The 18,175-nt window shown below is 75.7% G+C and carries 14 protein-coding genes; 6 read left to right on the top strand and 8 right to left on the bottom strand.

The features are described from left to right. Positions 1–34 precede the first annotated feature (34 nt). Genes HOY81_RS04080 through HOY81_RS04070 form a run of 3 tightly spaced genes read right to left on the bottom strand, consistent with a single transcriptional unit; the run spans position 35 to position 3,698 of the window. Positions 35–2,152 carry a xanthine dehydrogenase family protein molybdopterin-binding subunit gene (locus HOY81_RS04080; RefSeq protein ID WP_237318198.1) on the bottom strand — a complete coding sequence of 706 codons (2,118 nt, stop codon included), beginning with the start codon at positions 2,150–2,152 and terminating at the stop codon, positions 35–37. Further along, positions 2,149–3,177 carry a xanthine dehydrogenase family protein subunit M gene (locus HOY81_RS04075; RefSeq protein ID WP_237318196.1) on the bottom strand — a complete coding sequence of 343 codons (1,029 nt, stop codon included), beginning with the start codon at positions 3,175–3,177 and terminating at the stop codon, positions 2,149–2,151. Before HOY81_RS04075 ends, HOY81_RS04080 begins: the two co-directional genes overlap by 4 nt. After that, positions 3,174–3,698: a 2Fe-2S iron-sulfur cluster-binding protein gene (locus HOY81_RS04070; protein ID WP_237318194.1), complete on the bottom strand. Its 525-nt coding sequence runs from the start codon at positions 3,696–3,698 to the stop codon at positions 3,174–3,176. Before HOY81_RS04070 ends, HOY81_RS04075 begins: the two co-directional genes overlap by 4 nt. Positions 3,699–3,918: 220 nt before the next feature. Here HOY81_RS04070 and HOY81_RS04065 point away from each other — a divergent pair, with 220 nt between their 5' ends. Together HOY81_RS04065 and HOY81_RS04060 are read left to right on the top strand one after the other, a co-directional pair. After that, complete coding sequence (locus tag HOY81_RS04065) at positions 3,919–5,268, top strand: serine hydrolase domain-containing protein (protein WP_237318192.1); 1,350 nt, start codon at positions 3,919–3,921, stop codon at positions 5,266–5,268. A gap of 1,206 nt (positions 5,269–6,474) precedes the next feature. Then, positions 6,475–7,275, top strand: coding sequence for an SDR family NAD(P)-dependent oxidoreductase (locus HOY81_RS04060; protein ID WP_237318190.1), 801 nt, complete (start codon positions 6,475–6,477; stop codon positions 7,273–7,275). A gap of 23 nt (positions 7,276–7,298) precedes the next feature. Here HOY81_RS04060 and HOY81_RS04055 read toward each other — a convergent pair whose 3' ends face one another. From HOY81_RS04055 to rsmI, 5 genes are all read right to left on the bottom strand, one after another. Then, positions 7,299–8,204: a 4-(cytidine 5'-diphospho)-2-C-methyl-D-erythritol kinase gene (locus HOY81_RS04055; RefSeq protein ID WP_237318320.1), complete on the bottom strand. Its 906-nt coding sequence runs from the start codon at positions 8,202–8,204 to the stop codon at positions 7,299–7,301. Between the two features lie 197 nt (positions 8,205–8,401). Next, entirely contained in the window at positions 8,402–9,289 is an 888-nt protein-coding gene (rsmA, locus tag HOY81_RS04050) for a 16S rRNA (adenine(1518)-N(6)/adenine(1519)-N(6))-dimethyltransferase RsmA (RefSeq protein WP_237318187.1), read from the bottom strand. Between the two features lie 114 nt (positions 9,290–9,403). Continuing rightward, complete coding sequence (locus HOY81_RS04045) at positions 9,404–10,243, bottom strand: TatD family hydrolase (protein WP_237318185.1); 840 nt, start codon at positions 10,241–10,243, stop codon at positions 9,404–9,406. A gap of 49 nt (positions 10,244–10,292) precedes the next feature. Next, positions 10,293–10,586, bottom strand: a complete 294-nt coding sequence (locus HOY81_RS04040; RefSeq protein ID WP_237318184.1) for a hypothetical protein — start codon at positions 10,584–10,586, stop codon at positions 10,293–10,295. Between the two features lie 309 nt (positions 10,587–10,895). Continuing rightward, positions 10,896–11,798: a 16S rRNA (cytidine(1402)-2'-O)-methyltransferase gene (rsmI, locus tag HOY81_RS04035; RefSeq protein ID WP_237318182.1), complete on the bottom strand. Its 903-nt coding sequence runs from the start codon at positions 11,796–11,798 to the stop codon at positions 10,896–10,898. A gap of 141 nt (positions 11,799–11,939) precedes the next feature. On the opposite strand from rsmI, the gene HOY81_RS04030 reads away from it, so the two are divergent. From HOY81_RS04030 to HOY81_RS04015, 4 genes are all read left to right on the top strand, one after another. Continuing rightward, the gene (locus HOY81_RS04030) at positions 11,940–13,637 is read left to right on the top strand and encodes a dolichyl-phosphate-mannose--protein mannosyltransferase (protein WP_237318317.1); all 1,698 of its coding nucleotides are present in this window, start codon (positions 11,940–11,942) and stop codon (positions 13,635–13,637) included. 219 nt (positions 13,638–13,856) lie between these two features. Then, entirely contained in the window at positions 13,857–15,488 is a 1,632-nt protein-coding gene (locus HOY81_RS04025; RefSeq protein ID WP_237318180.1) for a penicillin-binding transpeptidase domain-containing protein, read from the top strand. Between the two features lie 105 nt (positions 15,489–15,593). Next, entirely contained in the window at positions 15,594–16,088 is a 495-nt protein-coding gene (locus tag HOY81_RS04020; RefSeq protein WP_237318178.1) for a YbaK/EbsC family protein, read from the top strand. A gap of 122 nt (positions 16,089–16,210) precedes the next feature. Continuing rightward, positions 16,211–18,085, top strand: a complete 1,875-nt coding sequence (locus HOY81_RS04015) for an ABC-F family ATP-binding cassette domain-containing protein (RefSeq protein WP_237318176.1) — start codon at positions 16,211–16,213, stop codon at positions 18,083–18,085. Positions 18,086–18,175: the final 90 nt, after the last annotated feature.

Below are 18,175 nucleotides of genomic sequence, written 5' to 3'. Positions count from 1 at the left end.
CCCCGGGCTCGGGCGCGTGCCCTGCCCGGAGGGTTCAGGCGCCCAGCAGCTTGTCCGGGGTGAGCGGCAGGTCGCGCACCCGCACGCCGGTCGCGTCGTACACCGCGTTCACCACCGCCGCCGGCGACCCCACGATCCCGATCTCGCCGATGCCCCGCAGCCCCATCGGGTTGGCGTGCGCGTCCTCCTCGCTCAGCCAGATCGCCTCGATCTCCCCGACGTCCGCGTGCGTGGGCACGTGATAGTCCGCCAGGTCGTGATTGACCACATGGCCGGTGCGCGGGTCGAGCACGCCCTCCTCGTGCAGCGCCATGGACAGCCCCATCGTCATGCCGCCGACGAGCTGCGAGCGGGCCGTCCGCGGGTTGACGATCCGGCCCACCGAGAAGACCCCGAGCATGCGCGGGACCCGCACCTCCCCGGTGTCCATGTCGACCCGCGCCTCGGCGAACATCGCGCCGAAGGAGTGCAGCGCGTACTGCTTCAGCTCCGGGTTCCGCGGGGTGCCCGCGCGGGCCTCCGCGCCCGGCGGCGGCTCGTGGCCGTGTTCCTCGCGCAGCGCGCGCACCGCCGCCACGATCGCCGAGCCCCAGGACGCCGTCCCGGAGGAGCCGCCGGCCACCGTCGCGGGCGGCAGCGCCGAGTCGCCGAGCTCCACCGCCACCGACTCCACCGGCACGTCCAGCGCGTCCGCCGCGATCTGGGTCAGCGCCGTCCAGCTCCCGGTGCCGATGTCCGCGGCACCGATGTGCACCCGGTAGCGCCCCTCGCCCTCGTGGCGCACCAGCGCCTCCGAGCCGCGGGCGACGTAGTAGGGGTACGTCGACGCGGCCACCCCGAGGCCGATCCGCTCCCGCCCCTCCCGGCGGGTCCCGGGCGCCGGCCCGCGCTCCTCCCAGCCGAAACGGCGGGCACCGTCCCGCAGGCACTCCACCAGACGGCGGCCGGACCACGGCCGCCCCGACTCCGGGTCCTCCGGCGGGTCGTTCCGCACCCGCAGCTCGATCGGGTCCAGACCGCAGGCGACCGCCAGCTCGTCCATCGCCGCCTCCAGCGCGAAGATGCCGGGCGCCTCGCCCGGTGCCCGCATCCAGGACGGCACCGGGACGTCGAGCGCCGCCACCCGGTGGCCCGTGCGGCGGTTCGGCGCCGCGTACATCATGCGGCTGCCGGTCGCCGTCTGCTCCGCGAACTCCTTGATCCGCGCGGTGCGCTCCACCGCCTCGTGGGAGAGCGCGGTCAGCCGCCCCTCCGCGTCGGCGCCCAGCCGCAGCCGCTGGATGGTGGGGGTCCGGTGCCCGGCCAGCGGGAACATCTGCTGCCGGGTGAGTGCCAGCTTCACCGGCCGCCCCGGCACCGCCTGCGCGCACAGCCCCGCCAGCACGTCGTGCGCGTGCGGCATGCCCTTCGACCCGAAGCCGCCGCCGACGTGCGGCGAGATCACCCGGACCTGGTCCGGGCGCAGCCCGAACAGCGGTGCCAGGGTGCTGCGTACGGTGTGCGCGCCCTGCGTCGAGGCGTACAGGGTGAGCACCGCCGGAGCGTCCGGGTCCGGGTTCCACAGCGCCACCGTGGTGTGCGGCTCCATCGGGTTGTTGTGCTGCATCGGCGTGGTGTACGTGACGTCCACCGACACCGGCGCCGCGGCCAGCGCCCCGTCCACGTCGCCTTCCTCGGTCTCCGGGGCGAAGGCGGGGTTGACCGTCTCGGGGGTGTAGAGGGCCTCCGCGTCGGCGCGCAGCTCGGTCTCGTGCGGCTCCTCCGCGTACTCCACGGCGACCAGGTCGGCCGCGTGCCGGGCGGTCTCCGGGGTCGCCGCCACCACGGCCCCCACGAACTGCCCGCGGAAGGCCACCCGGTCCGACTGCAGCACCGCCAGCTCGCCGTCCTGCTCCCCGTCCAGGTCCGGCAGCCGGGCCGCCTCACGGTGCGTCAGCACGGTCACCACCCCGTCCGTCGCGGCCGCCTCCGCGGTGTGCACCGCGGTCACCCGGCCCCGGGCGACGGTGGCCTGCAACGGGTGGACGTAGAGCGGGTCGGGCAGCTCGGAGGCGGGCTGCTCCCAGGCGTAGCGTGCCGTCCCCGCCACCTTCTCCGGCCCCTCCACGCGGGGCAGCGGGGCGCCGACGGCCTGGTGCCGCAGGGTCGTCATCGTGCCTCCTCGGCCGTGCTGGGGGCCCCGCCCGGGCCCTCGGTGAGATCGCGGAGCACCGCGACGAGGGTGTTGCGGGCCAGCGGCACCTTGAAGGCGTTGCCGTCCTGCGGCTCGGCCTCCGCCAGCTCCGCCTCGGCGGCCGCGCGGAAGGCGTCCTCGGTCGCCGGCGCGCCGTGCAGCGCCTCCTCGGCCCGCGCGGCCCGCCACGGCCGGTGCGCGACGCCGCCCAGCGCCAGCCGCACCTCCCGTACGGTGCCGCCCGCCGCGTCCAGGTCCAGCGCCGCCGCGACGGACACCAGCGCGAACGCGTACGAGGCCCGGTCCCGCACCTTGCGGTAGCCGGAGCGCCGGGTGCGCGGCCCGGGCGGCGGCAGCTCCACCGCCGTGATCAGCTCGCCGTGCGCCAGCACGGTGTCCCGCTCCGGCGCGTCCCCGGGCAGCCGGTACAGCTCGTCCAGCGGCAGCGACCGCTCCCCGTCCGGACCCCTCGTGTGCACCACGGCATCCAGCGCCAGCAGCGCCACCGCCAGGTCCGAGGGATGCACGGCGATGCAGTGCGGGGAGGCGCCCAGCACCGCGTGGCTGCGGGTCCACCCGCCCAGCGCCGTACAGCCGGTGCCGGGCTCCCGTTTGTTGCAGGGCGTCGTCACGTCCTGGAAGTACGGGCACCGGGTGCGCTGCAGCAGGTTGCCCGCCGTGGTCGCGGTGTTCCTCAGCTGCCCGGAGGCGCCCGCGAGCAGCGCCCGCGCCAGCACCGGGTACTGCTCCCGTACCTCCGGGTGGGCGGCGAGATCGCTGTTCCGCACGGCGGCGCCGATGTGCAGCCCGCCGTCCGCCGTCCGGGTCACCTCGTCCAGCGGCAGCCGGGAGACGTCCACCAGCAGCCCCGGCGCGGCGACGCCCAGCTTCAGATGGTCCACCAGATTGGTGCCGCCGCCGAGGAACACGGCGTCCGGGCGGCCGGCCACGGTGGCGACGGCCTCGGCCGGGTCCGCGGCGCGGCGGTAGTCGAAGGGGATCACGAGACCGCCTCTCCCGCGCGTCCGCGGAGGGCCGCGAGGATGTTCACGTAGGCGCCGCAGCGGCACAGGTTGCCGCTCATCCGCTCCCGGAGCTCGTCGTCGTCCAGGGCGCCCGGGGTGACCCGCGCCGTGAGGTCCGCGGTGGCATGGCTGGGGGCGCCCGCCGCGGCCTCCTGGAGCATGCCGACGGCCGAGCAGACCTGGCCCGGGGTGCAGTAGCCGCACTGGAAGCCGTCCTCGTCGAGGAACGCCTGCTGCACCGGGTGCGGTTCGCCGTCCCGGGCCAGCCCGGCGGCGGTGGTCACCTCGGCGCCGTCGTGCGCCACGGCGAGCGCCAGACAGGCGAGCTGGCGGCGGCCGTCCAGCAGCACCGTGCAGGCGCCGCACTGGCCGTGGTCGCAGCCCTTCTTGGGCGAGGTCACCTCCATCCGGTCGCGCAACGCGTCGAGCAGCGTGGTGCGGGTGTCCAACGTGACGGACCGTTCCTCGCCGTCCACCCGCAGGGTGATCCGGGCTTCCATGGTCGCCTCCCAGCGGGCGCTCGCGGGGATCCAGCGCGGTGAGTACCACGCACCGTGCCGGGAAACACGTCGAGACATTACCGACGAACACCGCATCACGGTCAGTGCTCCTTCCCGCGCGCGTGTCGGTGCGCGCCGGGCGTGCACCATGGGAACCACACGACGCACGGAACGAGAGCGATCCGGGCAGCCGGACAGGAACAGACAGGAGCGAGCACCCGTGGTGGACGTCCAGGGCACGGTGGCGGACGGGTTCGAACCGGTCCGGGACGCGTTCGTACGGAACTTCGCCGAGCGCGGCGACCTCGGTGCGGCCGTCACCGTGCACCGGCACGGACGGAAGGTCGTCGACCTGTGGGGCGGCACCCGCAGCGCCCCACGCGCGCGGGGCGGGCCGGGGGGCCGGGCGGCGGCCGGCGCGGCAGGCCGGGTGGAGGGCCGGCCCGGCGACGCGGGGGACGGGCCGGCGGGCGCGCCCTGGGAGGCGGGCACCGCCGTGGTCGTACGCTCCGCCACCAAGGGTGTCGCCGCCGCCGTCCCGCACCTCCTCCACCAGCGCGGCACGCTCGACCTCGACGCCCCGGTCGGCACGTACTGGCCGGAGTTCAAGGCACAGGGCAAGGAGCGGGTCCTGGTGCGCCAGCTCCTCTCGCACCGTGCCGGGCTGCCCGTGCTCGACCGGCCGCTCACCCCCGCCGAGGCCCTCGACGGGGCCAGCGGCCCGGCGGCGATGACCGCCCAGGCGCCCGCCTGGGAGCCCGGCACCACCCACGGCTACCACGCCCAGACGTACAGTTGGCTGCTCGGCGAGCTCGTCCTGCGCGTCACCGGCCGCACCCTCGGCCGCTGGCTCGCCGAGGAGGTCACCGGGCCCCTCGGGCTCGACCTGTGGCTCGGCACGCCGCCCGCGGCGGAGCCCCGCATCGCCCCGCTCACCGGGATCGCCGCCCCGCCCCGTCCGGCCGCGGCCGGCCTCCGCGTCCGGGCCAAGCAGCACGTCGCCGACGCGTGGCGGGACCCCGGCTCCCTGACCCGGCGCGCCTTCGGCGCCGTCGAGCCGCTGCCCGACGAGAACGACCCGGCCTACCACGCCGCCGAACTCGCCGCCTCCGGCGGCGTCGCCACCGCCCGCGCGCTCTCCCGCTTCTACGCGGCGCTCATCGGCGACCTGGAGGAGGAGCCCCCGGGCGCGGGTGCGGGTGTCGGGGCGGGCGCGGATGCGGCTGCGGGGGGCGTGGGCGCCGCGCCGGCGGCCCGGTGCCTCTTCACCCCGGCCACGCTGGCCCAGGCGCGGGCCCAGGAGTCGCACGGGCCGGACCGCGTGCTGCTCGTCGGCACCCGCTTCGGCCTCGGCTACATGCTGCACGACGCGTCCTCGCCCATGCTCGGGCCCGGTTCCTTCGGTCACCCCGGCCGCGGCGGGTCCCTCGCCTTCGCCGACCCGGACACGGGCACCGCCTTCGCCTACGTCACCAACGGCATGCAGCAATCGGTCACCTCCGATCCCCGCCCCCAGGCCCTGGTCCGCGCCCTGCGGACCGCCCTGCGCGACCTGGGGGCGACGGGGTAGTCGGGGGGCCGGGCCGATGCCCGGCCGGTCGGGGGCTGCGGCGAACGGGCCGGCGGGGGCGCGGCCCGGGGCCGGCCGGATGTGGCCCGGCGCGGGCTGGCTTGGTGGGTGCGGTCACTGCGTGGCGGGCTACGGGGGGAGGGGTGGTGGGTGCCGGGCTCGTTCAGGCTGCTGGCGCGGGTGGCGTGGTCGGCTGGGGTCAACCCGCCTGCGACGGGGTTCGGCCGCATGTCTGGCCGGTCGGCCGGTGAGGGGGTTGCCGTGGCGGGCTGCTGCCGCGCGGTGGCTGCGGTTTCGTCTTCTCGCTCCGCTCGTGTCTCGTGCGTGGCACTGCGGGGTTCGGCTGCGGGCCGTTCCGGAGTGGGGGTGCGCGGCCCGGGTCGTGGCGGGGCTCGGTGGGGCGGGTCGAGCCCGGTGGGGGTGCGGGCGGTTGCTGGGCGGGGCGCATCCGCGTGCCCGCGCGGCCGATTGGGGCCGCCGGAGCCCCATCCCGCGTCGTGATCTTGTACTGGTCCACGCTATGGACAAATCTGGGCCGATTTTTGTCAAAAGCGTGGACCAGTACATGATCGTCCGGAACTTGTCAGGGGTGCTGCCCACCGGTGGCCCTTACGGCCCGGGGTCTCCGGGGTCTTTCCGGGCGCAGACCCGGCCCCCAGGCCGGGGCGCGGGCCCCGCAGGGCGAGCAGCAGAGCCCTGGGCCGGAGGCCGCGCGCCGGAAGCCGGCCCTCACCGGCCCGGGTCGCGCGGCGGAAGCCCGGAGCCCGCCGGGCCGCAGCCCAGGGCCCGCCCGGCCTACCGACTGGAGGCCGGGCGTACCCCCGCTCCGGAACGGCCCGCAGCCGGACCCCGCAGTGCCACACACGTGCAACGAGCGGAGCGAGAAGACGAAACCGGAACCACAGCGCGGCAGCAGCCCGCCAGGGCACCCCCTCACCGGCTACCGGCCGCCCCGCCGCCCGGCCCCGTCACAGGCGGGTGAACCCCAGCCGACCACGCCACCCGCCACCAGCAACATGAACGAGCCCGCCACCCACCACCCCTCCCCCCGTAGCCCGCCACGCAGTGACCCCGACCAGCAAGAAGCCGCACCCGGCACGCGCCGTCAGCTCGCGGAGCCCCTTGCCGTCCCCGCGCCTCCGTCAGGTCGGCCACGGCCCTGCGGCCCCCGGCATCCTCCTGCCCGTCTCCGCATACGCTGGCGTGATGCGGCGATTCGAAGGACACACAGCCCTGGTGACCGGGGCCGGACGGGGCATCGGGGAGGCCGTCGCCCGGCGACTGGCGGCCGAGGGAGCCCGGGTGCTGGTGACGGACGTGGACGGGGACCGTGCCGGGCGCGCGGCGGCCGGCGTACGTGCGGACGCGGCGGTGCGGGCGGCGGGCGGTACGGCCGAGGCGTGTGCCTGCGACGTCGGCGACCGCGCGGCCGTGGAGGCGGCCGTGGCCCGTGCCGCGGAGTGGGGCGGGGGCCTGGACGTGCTGATCGGCAACGCCTACTCGTGCCTGCCGGACGCCGAACTGTTCGAGGACGAGTCCGACGAGGCGTGGGAACGGGACCTGGACATCACGCTCACCGGTGCCTTCCGCTGTGCCCGCGCGGCCCTGCCGCACCTCTCCGCGGCGGAGGGGCGTGGCGCGATCGTCCACATCGGCTCCGTCAACGGCCTGGCCGATTTCGGCAACCATTCCTACAGCGCCGCCAAGGCCGGTCTCGCCTCCCTGACCCGCACCCTCGCCGGTCATGCGGCACCCCGGGGCGTACGGGTCAACCTGGTCGCGCCCGGGACCGTGCAGACGCCCAACTGGGCAGGGCGGGAGGAGTCGTTGGAGCGGGCCGCACACGAGTACCCGCTCGGGCGGGTCGGGCGTCCGGCGGACGTCGCGGCCGCGGTGGCCTATCTCGCCTCGGCCGACGCGGCCTGGGTCACCGGTGTCACGCTGCCTGTGGACGGCGGCCTGATGAGCGGCAACCTCGGGCTGCGCCGGGCCCTCTCCGGCCCGTAGACCGACCGCACCGCATACGCCGCCTACACCAGGGTCGCCCCGTGAGCCGGGCCCTGGGTGGTGCGGGCCGTGCGGCAGGTGCCGGAGGAGCGCAGGGCGTCGGCGATCCGTGCGGCCGATTCGGCGTCCGCGGCGAGGAACGCGCACGTCGGGCCGGAGCCCGAGACGAGCCCCGCGAGGGCGCCCGCGGAGGTTCCGGTGGTGAGGGTGGCGGCGAGGGAGGGGCGCAGCGACAGGGCGGCGGGCTGGAGGTCGTTGGCCAGGGCGGGGGCGAGGGCGGCCGGGTCGCCGGTGCGCAGCGCGTCCAGCAGGGCCGGCGCGGGCTCGGGCGTGGGCACGTCGGCTGCGGTGGCGCCCGTACCGGCCTCCTCGCGGAGCCGGTCGCACTCGCGGTAGACGTCCGGTGTGGAGAGGCCGCCCTCGGCGACGGCGAACACCCAGTGGAAGGTGCCGCCGGTCGGCAGCGGGGTGAGCCGCTCGCCCCGGCCGCGGCCCAGGGCGGTGCCGCCGACCAGGCTGAAGGGCACGTCCGAGCCGAGGTCGGCGCAGAGGGCGAGCAGTTCGTCGTGCGGCGTGCGGGTGCCCCAGAGGGTGTCGCAGGCGAGCAGCGCCCCCGCGGCGTCGGCGCTGCCGCCCGCCATGCCGCCGGCGACCGGGATGTCCTTGGTGATGTGCAGGTGGACAGGGAGGTCGCCGAGCCGGTGGTGTGCGGCGAGGGCGCGGGCGGCGCGGGCGGCGAGGTTGTCCTCGTCCAGCGGGATGCGGTGGGCGTCCTCGCCGGAGGCGGTGAGCCGCAGGGTGGCGGACGGCGTGGCGGTCACCTCGTCGTACAGGCCGACGGCGAGGAAGACGTTGGCGAGGTCGTGGAAGCCGTCCGGGCGAAGTCCGCCGACGGCGAGCTGCACGTTCACCTTGGCGGGCACCCGCACCGTGACGGAGTCGCCGGCGCCCGGCCCGCCCGGCGCGCCGCCCCGGCTGTCCGGAGCCGGGCCGCCGTCCGCGTGGTCTCCCGTTTCGTGGTCTCCCGTGCCGGCCCCCCGGTCGTGCGGCCCCTCCCGGTCGTCCCGGCCCCGGTCGTCCGGGCCCCGGCCCTCCCGGTCGTGGTCGTACGGGTCGCGTGCTGCGGTCACGCGGCGTTCTCCTTTCGCGGGTCGTGCCGGTGCGGCAGATGCTCGGCGACGGCGGCGAACTGCTCGACGGTCAGCGACTCCCCGCGCGCCCGCGGGTCCACCCCGGCGGCGACCAGTGCCGCCTCGGCCGCCGCACCGGACCCGGCCCGGCCGGCCAGCGCGGCCCGCAGCGTCTTCCGGCGCTGGGCGAACGCCGCGTCCACCACGGCGAAGACCTCCGCGCGGGAGGCGCTGGTCCGCGGTGGTTCGTGCCGTACGAGGGAGACCAGCCCGGAGTCCACGTTGGGGGCCGGCCAGAAGACGTTGCGCCCGATGGCGCCCGCCCGCTTCACCGTGCAGTACCAGGCGGCCTTCACCGACGGCACCCCGTACACCTTGGACCCGGGCGGCGCCGCGAGCCGGTCGGCGACCTCCGACTGGACCATCACCAGGGTCCGTTCGATCCCGGGGAAGGTCGCCAGCATGTGCAGCAGCACCGGAACGGCCACGTTGTAGGGGAGGTTGGCGACCAGCGCGGTCGGCGGCGGGTCCGGCAGCTCCCGTACGTGCAGGGCGTCCGCGTGGACCAGGGCGAAGCGGTCGGCACGGGACGGCAGGCGGGCCGCGACGGTCGCCGGGAGGGCGGCGGCCAGCACGTCGTCGATCTCGATGGCGGTGACCCGGTTCGCGGCCTCCAGCAGACCGAGGGTGAGCGAGCCCAGCCCGGGGCCGATCTCGACCACCGCGTCGTCCGGCCGGACCCCGGCGGTGCGGACGATGCGGCGCACCGTGTTGGCGTCGATGACGAAGTTCTGCCCCCGCTGCTTGGTGGGGCGCACGCCGAGCGCGGCGGCCAGTTCGCGCACGTCGGCGGGGCCGAGCAGGGGGTCCGGGGCGGTGTTCACCCGGGGCAGTCTACGGCCGTACGCGGCCTGCGGCCGCACGCCCGCAGGCCGCACCGCGTTGCGGCGGCCGCCCCGCCGCAGGAGGAAGCCCGGTGCCCCTCGCGGGTTCCGGCGTCACTGCGGGTACCCGAAGGCGCGGGCGGTGTTCGCGGCGACGTGCCGGGCCAGCGCGTCCTCCGTCATCCCCTTCACCTCCGCCATCGCCCGCAGGGTGACCGGCACCAGGTAGGGGGCGTTGGGGCGGCCGCGGTAGGGGGCGGGGGTGAGGAAGGGTGCGTCCGTCTCCACCAGCAGCAGCTCCGGCGGTGCGACGGCGAGGGCGTCGCGCAGCGGCTGGGCGCTCTTGAAGGTGACGTTCCCCGCGAAGGACAGGAACCACCCGTTCTCCGCGCAGACCTCCGCCATGGCGGCGTCACCGGAGTAGCAGTGGAAGACGGTGCGCTCGGGCGCGCCCTCCTCCCGGAGGATGCGCAGCACGTCGTCGTGGGCCTCGCGGTCGTGGATCACCAGGGCCCGGCCGAGCCGCTTCGCCATGGCGATGTGGGCGCGGAAGGAGCGCTGCTGGGCGGCGACGCCCTCCGGGCCGGTACGGAAGTAGTCGAGTCCGGTCTCGCCGACGGCCAGCACCTGCGGCAGCGCGGCCAGCTTCTCGATCTCGGCCAGGGCCGCCTCCAGCGCCGCCTCGCCGCCCTGCTCCGCGATGCGCGGGGCTTCGTTCGGGTGCAGCGCGACCGCGGCGTGTACGGCGGGGTGGGCGGCGGCGGCCTCGGCGGCCCAGCGCGAGCGTTCCAGGTCGCAGCCCACCTGCACCAGGGTGGTCACGCCCACCGCGGCGGCCTGGGCCAGCGCCTCCTCGACGGTGGTGTCCTGCATGTCGAGATGGGTGTGCGAGTCCGCCACCGGGACGGCGAGCGGTTCGGGCAGCGGTGGTGCGGGCTGCGCGCTGTTCGGCATGAACGCGATGATATGCCCCGCCCCGGGGGCGGCCCCGCGGGGCCGGGCGTCAGCGGCGTTCCACGGCGTCGTCCGCCAGGGCGACCCGGCCGGACCGCATGATCCGCAGTACCCGCCCCTCGCAGTTGGCGCACCGCGGGTCGGTGAGCGGTGACGGCACGCGCTCGTCGTTCGTGTGGTAGGTCACGAAGGGCTTGCCGTCGGCGCCGGTGTGGTGCCGTATCTCGTAGGTCTGCTCCCAGCCGTAGCCGCACTTCATGCACGCGAAGCTGTACGCCTCGTGCGTGGCGCCGTCGCTGCCGCCGGTGCGGTGCCTGCCGGTGGTGCCGCCGGTCTCCGTCATCTCGGAAGCTCCTCTCTCCGGGCTGTGGTCCACCACCAGTGGACTCCGGCGCCGGAAGGAATGCAGCAGCCTTGTGCAAGCCTTTCGCGGTGTTGGGGGAGATTTTGGCCGGGGCCGGGCGGTGTGCGCCCATCCGTGGCGAAGGCTTTGCCTTTCACCTTAGTCCTTTACCTACGGGTTGGCCCCCTTGCCCGGGCGTGTGCGCCCTTGCCCGCGGCTTTGCCCGGGCGGACCCCGGGTGTGCGTGCGCCCCCGGTCCCCCGGTCCCGGGCAGCCGCTCCGGCCTCCTCGCGGCCCGTCGCGCCGCCGCTACCGCGACCCGGCGTGCTTCGCCGCCACCACCGCGTCGAACACCTCGCGCTTCGGCACCCCCGCCGCCCGCGCGACCTCCGCGATCGCCTCCTTGCGGCGCTGCCCGGCCTCCTCGCGGGTCGCGACCCGGGCGGCGAGTTCCGCCGCGTCGAGCGCCTCCGGGGCCTGCTCGGGGGCGCCCGCGACCACCACGGTGATCTCGCCCCGTACGCCGTCCGCGGCCCAGCCGGCCAGCTCCGCCAGCGGACCGCGGCGCACCTCCTCGTAGGTCTTGGTCAGCTCCCGGCAGACTGCGGCGCGCCGCTCCGCGCCGAAGACCTCGGTCATCGCCTCCAGCGCCTCCGCCAGGCGGTGCGGGGCCTCGAAGTAGACCAGGGTGCGGCGCTCCGCGGCGGCCTCCCGCAGCCGGGCGAGGCGCTCGCCGCGCTTGCGGGGCAGGAAACCCTCGAAGCAGAAGCGGTCCACGGGCAGGCCGGAGAGGGCCAGGGCGGTCAGCACGGCCGAGGGCCCGGGCACAGCGGTGACACGCACGCCGTGCCGCACCGCGGCGTCCACCAGGCGGTAACCGGGGTCGGAGACCGACGGCATGCCCGCGTCCGTGACCAGCAGTACCCGGGCGCCGCCGGTGAGGGCCTCGACCAGCTCGGGCGTACGGGCGGCCTCGTTCCCCTCGAAGTACGACACCACGCGGCCGGCCGGGCGCACCCCCAGCGCCTGGGTGAGCCGCCGGAGCCGGCGGGTGTCCTCCGCGGCGATCAGGTCCGCGGCGGTCAGCTCGGCGCCGAGGCGCGGCGGGGCGTCGGCGGCGTCGCCGATCGGGGTCCCGGCGAGCACCAGCGTGCCGCCGGGCTCCGTGGCGCCGGCGTCGGCGTCGGCGGGGGTGTCGTCGCTGGTCGTCACCCGCCCATCCTCGCACCGCGGCCGCCCGGGTCCGGCGCGGCCCCGCGGCCCGCTCCGACGGGCCGTGCGCCCGGTCCGCCGCACGCCGTCGGCGGCGTTCCCTACGATGAGCGCGTGACGACCAGTGACACGGCCGCCGAAGTGCAGCGCGAGCGATCTCCGCACAGCCCGCCGACCTGGCAGTCGCGGCTGCGCCGGTTCGGCTATGTCGTGCCGCCGCGCACGGGCGTGCGGGAGCGGCTGGTGCCGCCCTTCCCCCGGCCCTCGGGGCGGCTGGGGGCCCTCTTCGGGTTCTCGCCGCGGGCCGCCGAGCGGCTGGTGCGCTGGGCCGCCTGGGGTGGGCCGCTGCTGGTCGCGCTCGTCGCCGGGGGGCTGCGGTTCTGGCAGCTCGGTTCGCCGCACGCGGTGATATTCGACGAGACGTACTACGCCAAGGACGCCTGGTCCCTCTACCAGCACGGCTACGAGGGCACCTGGGGCGAGGACGCCAACGAGCGCATCCTCGCGGACCCCGGCGACGCGCCGCTCTCCGCCGACCCCGCATACGTGGTGCACCCGCCGGTGGGCAAGTGGGTCATCGGGCTGGGCGAGGCCCTGTGGGGGCTGGAACCGTTCGGCTGGCGCTTCATGACGGCGGTGCTCGGCACCCTCTCGGTGTTCCTGCTCTGCCGCATCGGGCGCCGGCTGTTCCGCTCCACGCTGCTGGGCTGCGTGGCGGGCGGGCTGCTGGCCGTGGACGGGCTGCACTTCGTGATGAGCCGCACGGCGCTGCTGGACCTGGTGCTGATGTTCTGGGTGCTGGCCGCCTTCGGCTGTCTGCTGGTCGACCGGGACCGGGCGCGGGCGCGGCTGGCCGCCGCGCTGCCCGGGCGCGAGGGCGGGGCGGGCGGCGCCCGGACGGACCCGGAGGTCGCCGAGCGCCTGGGCCTGGGCGTACGGCCGTGGCGGCTGGCGGCCGGGCTCTGTCTCGGGCTGGCCTTCGCCACCAAGTGGAACGGGCTGATCGTGCTCGCCGCGTTCGGCGTGCTGACCGTCCTGTGGGACACCGGGGCGCGGCGCACCGCGGGCGCCGGACGCCCGTTCGCGGCGATGCTGCGGCGGGACGCGCTGCCGGCCTTCTCCTCACTGGTGCCGGTGGCCCTGGTCACCTACCTCGTCTCCTGGACCGGCTGGTTCGCCACCCGCGGCGGCTACTACCGCGACTGGGCGGAGACGGCGGGCCAGGCCGGTCCGTGGAGCTGGCTGCCCGGATGGCTGCGCAGCTTCTGGCACTACCAGACGCAGGTGTACGAGTTCCACGTCGGGCTCACCGACGGGCACACCTACGAGTCCAACCCGTGGAGCTGGCTGGTGGCCGGCCGCCCGGTGTCCTACTTCTACGAGTCGCCGGAGGCCGGGCAGGACGGCTGCACCGCCGCCGGGGGCTGCGCGCGCGAGGTGCTGGCGCTGGGCACGCCGCTGCTGTGGTGGGCGGCCTGTGCCGCGCTGGTGTACGCGGTCTACCGCTGGCTGCTGCGCCGGGACTGGCGGTCCGGGGCCCTGCTGTGCGGTGTGGCGGCGGGCTATCTGCCCTGGTTCCACTACCAGGAGCGGACCATCTTCTACTTCTACGCCGTGGTCTTCGTGCCCTTCCTCTGCCTGGCCGTGACGCAGCTCATGGGGGCGATGGCGGGGCCGCCGGGGGTGAGCGAGCGGCGGCGGACGTTCGGTGTGGTGGCCTCCGGGGTGCTCTTCCTGCTCATCGTCTGGAACTTCGTCTACTTCTGGCCCCTCTACACGGGGGAGACGATCCCGCTGGACGACTGGCGGGCCCGGATGTGGTTCGACACCTGGATCTGACCGGCAGCGCGCCGGGGCGCGCCCCGGCACGGACCGGGTGCACGCCGGCGTGACGCACACCGTGCGCGCCCCGGTGCGCCCGAAACGCCGATACGGGCCTCGAAAGAGTGATGCGGCCCCTCGGGTTGTCACCCCGGTGCTCTAGGGTGCCCCGGAGGCCCCGGTCAGGTCGTCCGGGGCGGGTGGAGGGGCAGTACTCGGATGCGTGACAGTCAGCGAATGGCGGTGATCGGTGGCGTCGCCGCGATCGTCGTCGGTGCCACCGGCTTCGGCGTGTACGCGCTCGTGGGCGGGGAAGAAGAGCGGACTCCGGGGAAGGAGAACGTCGCGGCGGCCTCGGGCGGCGGCGAGAGCCCGGAGGCGGTCGAGACGGGTCCGCCCGGCGCGGAGGAGGTCCGCGAGACCGCGGGGGACTTCCTGGAGACCTGGGCGGACGGCGACCTCCGGCAGGCGGCCGCGCACACCGACGACCAGACGGCCGCACTGGAGGCGCTCACCGCCTTCCGTGAGGAGGCCAAGGTGGCCGAGGTGGGGCTGAACCCCGGAGCGCCCTCCGGCACCGAGGTGCCCTTCCGGGTGACGGCCCAGCTCGCGCACGAGGACCTGCGGCAGGCCTGGGCGTACGACGGCTCGCTGGAGGTCGTACGGGACGAGCAGACCGGCGACCCGCTGGTGCACTGGGAGCCCTCCGTGCTCCACCCGGAGCTGAAGGAGGGGCAGTCCGTCGTCACCGGCGAGGCCGGCGACCCGGAGGTCGAGACGGTCGACCGGGCCGGCGACCCCCTCACCGCGGAGGACCACCCGACGCTCTCCGCCGTCCTGGCCGACGTGCGCAAGCGCTACGCCGACGACGTCGAGGGCACCCCCGGCGTCCGGACCCGCATCGTGGACGCCGAGGGGAAGGACACCGGCACCACCCTGAAGAAGCTCAGCGAGGGCGAGCCGGGCGAGCTGCGCACCACGATCGACCCGGAGGTGCAGGCGGCGGCGGAGGCCGCGGTCGCGGGCAAGGCGAAGGCCGCCGTGGTCGCGGTGCAACCCAGCACCGGCGAGATACTGGCCATGGCCAACTCCCCGGCCCAGGGCTTCAACACCGCCTTCCAGGGGTCCTACGCGCCCGGTTCCACGATGAAGGTCGTCACCGCCGCGATGCTCATGGACAAGGGCCTGGCCTCGCCGAACGCCGCCCACCCGTGCCCGAAGTACTTCACCTACGGGCACTGGAAGTTCCAGAACGACGACAAGTTCCAGATCCAGGGCGGCACCTTCGCGCAGAGCTTCGCCCGCTCCTGCAACACGGCCTTCATCAGCCAGGCCCCCGAGCTGGAGAACGACTCGCTCACCAGGGAGGCGCGGGAGGTCTTCGGCATCGGGCTGAACTGGCAGGTCGGCACCACCACCTTCGACGGCGCCGTGCCGGTGCAGAAGGCCGCACAGATGGGCGCCTCGCTCATCGGCCAGGGCGGGGTCCGGATGAACCCGCTGAACATGGCCTCGGTCTCGGCGACGGTGAAGTCCGGCGTCTTCAAGCAGCCCTACCTGGTCCCGCCGGAGGTGGACGGGCGCACGCTCGCGCGGGCGCCGCGCACCATGAAGCCGGCGGTGGCGAACGGGCTGCGGCAGATGATGCGGCTCACCGCGGTCGGCGGCACGGCCGCGCGCCCGATGGCCGGGATGAGCGGCGACTTCGGGGCCAAGACCGGCTCCGCGGAGGTCATGGGGCAGAAGAAGCCGAACGCCTGGTTCACCGCGTACAGCGGGGACGTCGCGGCCGCGGCCGTGGTGCCGGACTCCGGACACGGCGGGGAGTACGCCGGGCCGATCGTCCGCAAGGTGCTGGACGCGGGCTGACACGCATGGGGCCCGCCGGCCACGTGCCGGGGGGCGGCCGCCGTCCCCGGGCCCCGGCGGGAACGTCCTCGCGGGACGGGCGGGGCAGCGATTAGCGTGTGGCGCATGACAGAGCCCACCTCCGCCCACCCGCGGTTCGCCGCCGCGCTCGCCCCGCTCGGCCTCGACGACCTCGAGGTCCGCGCCTTCCCCGAGGCCACCCGCACCGCCGCCGAGGCGGCCGAGGCCGTCGGCTGCGCGCTGCGCCAGATCGTCAAGTCCCTGGTCTTCGAGGCGGACGGCGAGCCGGTGCTGGTGCTCATGGACGGTGCCTCCCGGGTGGACGTGGAGCGGGTCCGGACCGAGCTCGGCGCCGGCGAGGTCCGCCGGGCCCGCGCCGAGGTGGTGCGCAGCGCCACCGGGTACGCGATCGGCGGCGTGCCGCCCTTCGGCCACAGCACGCGTCTGCGGGTGCTCGCCGACCGGGGCCTGCTGGACCACGCGGTGGTCTGGGCCGCCGCCGGCACTCCGCACACCGTTTTCCCCATGGAGCCGAAGGAGCTGCTGGCGCACGCCGAGGCGGCCGTGGTGGACGTCCGCGAGGACCGCGACCCGGCGTGACGCCGCCGTGACCGGCGCGGTGCCGGGCGGCCCGGGGAGCCCGGGCGTTCCCGCGTCCGGCACGGCACGCCCGTACGGGCGACTACGCTGGAGGGCTGACCCGGCCCGCGTACAGGAGTGAGATGGCTGTCAACCTCGTCAATCTGGAAGCCGTCGGCAAGGTGTACGGCACCCGGGCCCTGCTCGACGGCATCTCCCTCGGTGTCAGCGAGGGAGACCGGATCGGCGTCGTCGGGCGCAACGGCGACGGCAAGACCACCCTGGTCCGTATCCTGGCGAAACTGGAGGAGGCGGACGCCGGCCGCGTCACGCACCAGGGCGGGCTGCGGCTGGGGGTGCTGACCCAGCACGACTCGCTCGACCCGGCCGCCACGGTCCGGGACGAGGTGGTGGGCGACCTGGCCGACCACGAGTGGGCCGGCGACGCCAAGGTGCGGGACGTGCTCACCGGGCTCTTCGGCGGGCTGGACCTGCCCGGCTTCCCGGACGGCATGGACACCGTGATCGGGCCCCTCTCCGGCGGCGAGCGGCGCCGGATCGCCCTGGCGAAGCTGCTGATCTCCGAGCAGGACGTGATCGTCCTGGACGAGCCGACCAACCACCTCGACGTGGAGGGCATCTCCTGGCTCGCCGGGCACCTGCGGGCGCGCCGCTCCGCACTGGTGTGCGTGACGCACGACCGCTGGTTCCTGGACCAGGTGTGCACGCGCATGTGGGACGTGCAGTCCGGCCGGGTGCACGAGTACGAGGGCGGCTACAGCGACTACGTCTTCGCCCGCGCGGAGCGGGAACGCATCGCCGCCTCCGAGGAGGCCCGGCGGCAGAACCTGATGCGCAAGGAGCTGGCCTGGCTGCGCCGCGGCGCCCCCGCGCGTACCAGCAAGCCGCGCTTCCGCGTCGAGGCGGCCAACGAGCTGATCGCGGACGTGCCGCCGCCGCGGGACGAGGCGGAGCTGATGCGGTTCGCCAACTCGCGGCTGGGCAAGACCGTCTTCGACCTGACGGACGTGACCGTGCGCGCCGGTTCCCGGGAGCTGCTGCGGCGGCTGACCTGGCAGCTCGGCCCGGGCGACCGGATCGGGCTGCTCGGCGTCAACGGCGCGGGCAAGACCTCGCTGCTCCGGGTGCTGGAGGAGGCCGCGCGCAGCGACGGCGAGAAGCAGCCCGACGCCGGGCACGTGAAGGTGGGCAAGACGGTGCGGCTGGGCTACCTCTCCCAGGAGGTCGCCGAGCTCGACCCGGCGTGGCGGGTGCTGGAGGCCGTCGAGCAGGTGCGCGGGCGGGTGGACCTCGGCAAGGGCCGGGAGCTGACCGCCTCGCAGCTCTGCGAGCGCTTCGGCTTCGGCAAGCAGAAGCAGTGGACGCCCGTCGGTGACCTCTCGGGCGGTGAGCGGCGGCGGCTGCAACTGCTGCGGCTGCTCATGGACGAGCCGAACGTGCTCTTCCTCGACGAGCCGACCAACGACCTGGACATCGAGACCCTGACCCAGCTCGAGGACCTGCTCGACGGCTGGCCCGGCTCGCTGGTGGTGGTCTCGCACGACCGCTTCTTCATCGAGCGCACCACCGACCGGGTGTACGCGCTGCTCGGCGACGGGGCGCTGCGGATGCTGCCGCGCGGCGTCGAGGAGTACCTGGAGCGCCGGGCCCGGGCGCGGGACGCCGCGGCACCGGCGGGGCGGTCCGCCGGGCAGCCGTCCGGCGGCAGGACGCCGAACGTCAAGGAGCCGAACGCGAAGGCGCCGAAGTCCGCGCAGGATCAGGGTGCCCAGCCGGCCAAGCCCGCGGCGGCCGACCGTGCGGCCCGGAAGGAACTCCAGCGCATCGAGCGGCGGCTGGACCGGCTCGGTGCGCAGGAGGCGGAGCTGCACGCCGAGATCGCGGAGCACGCCACCGACTTCGAGCGGGTGGCCGAACTCGACATCCGGCTGCGCGGGGTGACGGCGGAGCGGGACGACCTGGAGACCCGCTGGCTGGAGCTGGCCGAGCAGGCGTGACCGGCGCGCGGGCCGAACGGGCCCGCAGCGGCGGGCCGCTGGGGCCGCGGACAGTAGGCCGGCGGGGGCGCGGGCGTGACGGTCGCGGGG

The organism is Streptomyces sp. JJ36, assembly GCF_021696945.1.
Lineage (GTDB): Bacteria > Actinomycetota > Actinomycetes > Streptomycetales > Streptomycetaceae > Streptomyces.
Note: the sequence above shows the minus strand (reverse complement) of the source record. Positions and strands in the feature narration are given on the sequence as shown.